Origin of the sequence: Zhongshania sp. (assembly GCF_041623545.1) — a bacterium.
GTDB lineage: Bacteria > Pseudomonadota > Gammaproteobacteria > Pseudomonadales > Spongiibacteraceae > Spongiibacter.
In genome coordinates, this window is the sequence record NZ_JBFJWS010000207.1 from 1 (window position 1) to 5,632 (window position 5,632).

The 5,632-nt window shown below is 51.0% G+C and carries 7 protein-coding genes; all 7 read left to right on the forward strand.

Annotated elements, in window-relative coordinates; translation table 11 throughout:
* Nucleotides 1–15 precede the first annotated feature (15 nt).
* Nucleotides 16–879 carry a translation elongation factor Ts gene (gene tsf / locus ABYT30_RS14560; RefSeq protein WP_373083394.1) on the forward strand — a complete coding sequence of 288 codons (864 nt, stop codon included), beginning with the start codon at nt 16–18 and terminating at the stop codon, nt 877–879.
* An 89-nt stretch (nt 880–968) separates the two neighbouring features.
* On the forward strand, nt 969–1,721 hold the full coding sequence (gene pyrH, locus ABYT30_RS14565; RefSeq protein WP_373083395.1) for a UMP kinase: 753 nt from the start codon (nt 969–971) through the stop codon (nt 1,719–1,721).
* A 32-nt stretch (nt 1,722–1,753) separates the two neighbouring features.
* Nucleotides 1,754–2,275 carry a ribosome recycling factor gene (frr, locus tag ABYT30_RS14570; protein WP_373083402.1) on the forward strand — a complete coding sequence of 174 codons (522 nt, stop codon included), beginning with the start codon at nt 1,754–1,756 and terminating at the stop codon, nt 2,273–2,275.
* An 18-nt stretch (nt 2,276–2,293) separates the two neighbouring features.
* A complete protein-coding gene (gene uppS, locus ABYT30_RS14575) occupies nt 2,294–3,052 on the forward strand; it encodes a polyprenyl diphosphate synthase (RefSeq protein WP_373083397.1) in 759 nt (252 codons plus the stop codon).
* A gap of 12 nt (nt 3,053–3,064) precedes the next feature.
* Entirely contained in the window at nt 3,065–3,901 is an 837-nt protein-coding gene (locus tag ABYT30_RS14580) for a phosphatidate cytidylyltransferase (protein ID WP_373097261.1), read from the forward strand.
* Complete coding sequence (gene ispC, locus ABYT30_RS14585) at nt 3,901–5,091, forward strand: 1-deoxy-D-xylulose-5-phosphate reductoisomerase (protein ID WP_373083399.1); 1,191 nt, start codon at nt 3,901–3,903, stop codon at nt 5,089–5,091. Before ABYT30_RS14580 ends, ispC begins: the two co-directional genes overlap by 1 nt.
* Before the next feature lie 52 nt (nt 5,092–5,143).
* A partial coding sequence (gene rseP / locus ABYT30_RS14590; RefSeq protein ID WP_373097264.1) for an RIP metalloprotease RseP occupies nt 5,144–5,632 on the forward strand: 489 nt, incomplete at its 3' end.

Here is a 5,632-nt window from a genome sequence, read left to right on the forward strand (position 1 = left end):
TATGAGGATTTTAGGATGGCTGTATCAGCATCAATGGTTAAAGAATTACGCGATCGCACTGGCCTTGGCATGATGGAGTGTAAAAAAGCACTTAATGAAGCGAATGGCGATATCGAGCTGGCGATTGAAGAGCTGCGTAAATCAAGCGGCATGAAGGCGGCTAAAAAAGCTGGTCGTACTGCAGCTGACGGTGTTGTTACTACTAAAGTTGCCGAAGATGGTAGCTATGGTGTAGTAGTAGAAGTGAATAGCGAGACAGATTTCGCTGCTCGTGAGCCAGGTTTCCAGGCTTTTGCAGCATTGGTTACTGATAAAGTGTTTGCCACTAAAGAGACTGATATCGCTGCGCTGATGGCTGGTGAGTTGGAATCTGCTCGTGAGGCACTGGTTCAGAAAATCGGTGAGAACATTGGTGTGCGTCGCGCGCTAGTGGTAACTGCTGAAGATGGCGTGGTTGATAGCTATGTGCACTCCAATAACCGTATTGCGGTATTGGTTGCATTAAAAGGCGGTGACGCTGAGTTAGCTCGCGATGTGGCTATGCACGTTGCTGCGGTAAACCCCCGTGTTGCTAAAGCAGAAGATATGCCTGCGGAAGAAATTGCCAAAGAACGTGAAATTTTCACTGCTCAAGCGGCAGAAAGCGGCAAGCCGGCTGAAATTATTGAAAAAATGATCGACGGCCGTATTCGTAAATTCCTATCAGAGAGCTCACTGGTTGATCAGGCTTTTGTTAAAGACCCTGAAGTAACAGTAGGCAAGTTGCTGAAAAACAGCAGCGCTGATATACAGTCTTTTGTCCGCTTTGAAGTGGGTGAAGGCATTGAGAAGGAAGAAGTGGATTTTGCCGCCGAGGTGGCTGCTCAGCTGAAAGGCTAAGCCACTCAGTAAACGGGGCCTACGGGCCCCGATTTACTATAGGCGATATACAAATCTTAAAAATATCGTGAAATGTGGTGGGATAAAAAATGTCTAGCGTAAGCCGGGATAAGAAATACAAGCGCATACTTCTGAAGTTAAGTGGCGAGGCTCTGATGGGGAGTCTGGGGTTTGGAATTGACCCCAAGGTCTTGGACCGCATGGCGCTGGAAGTAGGGCAGTTAGTCGGGATTGGTGTACAGGTTGGTCTGGTGGTGGGTGGCGGTAATTTGTTCCGCGGCGCAGCGCTGCAGACGGCGGGGCTCGACAGAGTGACCGGCGACCATATGGGTATGCTAGCGACAGTCATGAATGCTTTAGCGCTGCGTGATGCGCTGGAGCGTAGTAATATAAAATCCTCTGTTATGTCGGCTATTCCGATGAGTGGCGTGGTTGATCACTATGATCGCCGTAAAGCAATTCGAGCCTTGACCCGTGGTGAGGTGGTGATTTTTGCTGCCGGTACGGGGAATCCGTTTTTTACTACGGATTCCGCTGCGTGTTTACGAGGTATTGAAATGGATGCTGACTTGGTGCTTAAAGCCACCAAGGTAGATGGTGTCTACAGTGCTGATCCAATGCGTGACCCCGATGCGGTTAAATACGATTTCCTCAGTTATGATGAGGTGTTGGATAAAAAGCTCGAGGTAATGGATCTTACTGCTATATGTTTGTGTCGTGATCACAATATGCCCTTGCGCGTATTTGCGATGGAGCAGCAGGGTGCACTTTTGAATATAGTTGTCGGTGGTGAAGAGGGAACGCTTGTGGCCGCCACACAGCGCGAGGAGAAGAAAGCGTGATTGATGAACTGAAAGAAGATGCCAAAGTACGTATGGCAAAGGCCATTGAGGCCCTAGGTAGTAATTTTAATAAAATCCGCACCGGCCGTGCTCACCCGAGCCTTTTAGATGGCGTGCGGGTGTCGTATTACGGTACTGATACGCCACTGTCTCAGGTAGCGAATATTGGTATAGAAGACGCGCGTACGCTCACTGTTACACCGTGGGAAAAAAATATTGTTCCCGATGTCGAAAAGGCGTTAATGAAGTCAGACTTGGGCTTAAATCCAAGTACGGCTGGAAGCGTGATTCGTATTCCTATGGCGATGTTGACTGAGGAAACCCGCAAGGGGTATATCAAAACTGCGCGTCATGAAGCCGAGAGCGCTCGGGTATCGATTCGCAATGCCCGCCGTGACGTGCTTTCAGACATCAAAGATTTGCTAAAAGAAAAAGAAATTAGCGAAGACGATGAGCGTCGTGCACAGGACGAAGTGCAAAAAATTACTGACCACTACATTGCGGAAGTAGACAAGGCGCTTGCGGCCAAAGAAACTGACCTGATGGTTATCTAAGCGGCGTAAACTCTTGTCATGGCAGTAGCTACGCGGCCAGCCGCATCCCCAAGTATTCCTCGTCATGTTGCCATCATTATGGATGGCAACAATCGTTGGGCCAAACGTCAGGGTTTGAAGTCTTCTGCTGGCCATCGTGCCGGTGTTGAAGTTATTCGACCATTACTTAAATTGACTCGCGAGCGCGGCGTCGAGGTCGTGACCTTGTTTGCCTTTTCAAGTGAGAATTGGCAGCGGCCGAGCTTGGAAGTACAGGCTTTGATGCGTTTGTTTTCGAGCTACTTGGATTCCGAAACCAAACAGCTTCACGCCGACGGTGTGCGCATGCGGTTTATTGGCAAGCGCGATCAGTTCTCGGCAAGCCTGCAGAAACAAATGGATTACAGTGAGCAGTTGACGCGGTTTAATCGCGACACTCAGCTCGTGATCGCGGTCGATTACGGCGGCCAGTGGGATATTGTTACTGCGGCGAAAAGTCTCGCCGAGAAAGTTCAGGCAGGTGAGTTATTGCCGGCCGATTTTAGTGTTGAGCTGTTTGACCAGAATATGTCATTGGCGGACGTTCCCAAGCCCGATCTTTGCATACGCACGGCGGGTGAGCAGCGCATCAGTAATTTCCTGTTGTGGCAGCTTGCTTATAGCGAACTGTATTTTACTGATTGTTTTTGGCCGGATTTCAACGCCACTGAATTAGATCGCGCTTTATTGGCCTACGCCCAGCGAGATCGACGTTTCGGAGGTCGAGATGAAGAAAATGACGCGGCCGCCGCTGAATAAGGGAGTCAAATTATGCTAAAGCAGCGGATCATTACTGCGGTGCTGATCGTTTTAGCGCTTTTCGCGGCCTTGGCCTATTTGTCAGTGTCAGCATTGTCGGGATTGTTTGGTCTCGCGGTGCTAATGGCAGCATGGGAGTGGGCTAATTTAAGTGGCTTCGTTAGTCGCCTCAGCCGCAGTGTATATGTCCTCGTTTGTGGGCTGGTAATGTTATTGCTGGCTTGGCAGTCAGGATTGTATGGGGAGCAAAACTTCGGTGTACTTCGCGAAGTATTTATTGCTGCTTGCCTGTGGTGGGCTATTGCCTTGCTTTGGGTTAAGGCTTACCCACTTAGCTCAGGTTTGTGGGGCTCGAGGGGTGCACGGGGTGCAATGGGTTTGGTTGTTTTGGCGCCAGCTTGGTTGGCGCTGAGCTACTTACGCAGCCTGCCTGAAGGTGTCTACCTGATACTTGTCGTGATTGGTCTGGTCGTGGCTGCCGATGTTGGCGCTTATTTTACTGGGCGGGCGTTTGGCAAGGCCAAATTAGCACCGGCAGTGAGCCCAGGTAAATCCTGGGCGGGGTTTTGGGGTGGTTTGGCGAGCTGTGTCTCGCTAATGCTCGTCCTGTGGAAAATATGGCCGGAGGGCATGCCTATTGGTTTGGTCGCGGCTATTTGTCTTGCTGTTGTGACGGGCCTAGCTTCGGTATTGGGTGATTTGCTGGAAAGCATGATTAAGCGACATCGTGGCATCAAGGATAGCGGCAATTTACTACCGGGCCATGGCGGTATTATGGATCGTATCGACAGTATTACAGCGGCGTCGCCGGTGTTTGCGCTTGGTTTGATTGCGACAGGGTGGGTGTAATGCAGTCAGTCACAGTATTGGGTTCGACTGGCTCAATAGGTGTTAGCACCCTTGACGTGCTCGCGCGGCATCCTGACCGCTATGCAGTTTACGCGTTAACGGCAAATACCAGCTCCGACGACTTATTTTCCCAAGTTATTGAATTTAAACCCCAATTTGCAGTTTTGCGGGATGAGGGCTTGGCCGCGAAGTTTGCTAAGCGTCTTGCTGACGCTGGCTGTGCGACTGAGGTGCTCAGTGGCGAGAAGGGTTTGTGTGCCGTAGCAGCTGCTGCCGACATTACCATGGCAGCTATTGTTGGCGCTGCAGGCTTGCTGCCAACCTTGGCGGCAGTCGAGGCGGGTAAAAAGGTATTACTAGCCAACAAAGAGTCGCTGGTGATGGCTGGTCAGCTGTTTATGGACGCCGTCGCTAAGAGCGGCGCAATTTTATTGCCGATCGACAGCGAGCATAACGCCATTTTTCAATGTTTACCCTTGGCTGCTGACGAAGGCATAAAAGCGCAGGGTGTAAAGCGGATTTTATTGACTGGCTCAGGTGGCCCATTTCGCGCGACGCCTATTGCTGAATTAGCCAAGGTTACGCCAGATCAAGCGTGCGCTCACCCCAATTGGTCTATGGGGCGTAAAATTTCCGTTGACTCCGCCACTATGATGAACAAGGGCTTAGAGTTAATCGAGGCCTGCTGGTTGTTTCATACAGATCCCGCAACTATTGAAATTATTGTCCATCCTCAAAGTGTGATTCACTCGATGGTGGAATATGTAGATGGCTCGGTTTTGGCGCAGTTGGGTAATCCCGATATGCGCACGCCGATAGCGCATGCACTTGCATGGCCTGAGCGGATTTACTCCGGGGTGTCGAGTCTGGATATTATTAGCCAAGCGCGTCTCGACTTTGAGGCGCCGGACGAGGACCGTTTCCCCTGTTTACGGTTGGCGCGTGAGGCTGCAATACGTGGCGGTACTGCGCCAGCGGTATTAAATGCCGCAAATGAGATCGCCGTTGCTGCCTTTCTCGATGGCGAATTGGCTTTTGTTGATATCGCTAAAGTGATCGCAGATGTGATGGCGCAGACAAGTATTGGTGAACCCCAGTCCTTGCGTGATGTCCAATCTGCGGATTCCGAAGCGCGTTTACTAGCGAGCGATATTATTAGCGCTAAAACTCAGGCCCAGTACGTAATATAATGAAATGCTTTTTAAGAAGGCTGCTTAAGGGCTCAGATAAGGGACGACAGGCGTGCTAGATATTTTGCAAACAATTTTCGTCACGATCGCAACCTTGGCAATATTAGTTGCCGTGCACGAATTTGGTCATTTTTGGGTGGCACGGCGCTGCGGTGTCAAGGTACTTCGCTTTTCCGTTGGTTTTGGTAAACCGCTATTGAAGTGGACTGACCGCAGTGGCACCGAATACGTTGTTGCCGGTATTCCGCTCGGCGGCTACGTTAAAATGTTGGATGAGCGTGAAGCGCCAGTGCCAACGGAGTTGCAAAGCCAAGCTTTCAATCGCGCGACCCCTAAGTCGCGAATCGCCATTGCGGCGGCGGGCCCATTGGCCAATATCGTCTTGGCCGTGCTTGTCTACTGGGTGATCTTTTTAAACGGCGTCACTGGCGTTGCGCCAATCGTTGCGAAAGTTGAGCCGGGATCCCTTGCTGCCCGCGCAGGCATCGTCGCGGGGCAGGAGTTTCTTGCGGTCGATGGCACGGCAACCCCGACGTGGGAA

Excerpts from the sequence above, each read along its gene's own strand:
- uppS (WP_373083397.1), top strand. The coding sequence starts at position 2,294 with ATGGCAGTAGCTACGCGGCCAGCCGCATCCCCAAGTATTCCTCGTCAT.
- pyrH (WP_373083395.1), top strand. The coding sequence starts at position 969 with ATGTCTAGCGTAAGCCGGGATAAGAAATACAAGCGCATACTTCTGAAG.
- tsf (WP_373083394.1), top strand. The coding sequence starts at position 16 with ATGGCTGTATCAGCATCAATGGTTAAAGAATTACGCGATCGCACTGGC.
- ispC (WP_373083399.1), top strand. The coding sequence starts at position 3,901 with ATGCAGTCAGTCACAGTATTGGGTTCGACTGGCTCAATAGGTGTTAGC.
- frr (WP_373083402.1), top strand. The coding sequence starts at position 1,754 with ATGGCAAAGGCCATTGAGGCCCTAGGTAGTAATTTTAATAAAATCCGC.
- ABYT30_RS14580 (WP_373097261.1), top strand. The coding sequence starts at position 3,065 with ATGCTAAAGCAGCGGATCATTACTGCGGTGCTGATCGTTTTAGCGCTT.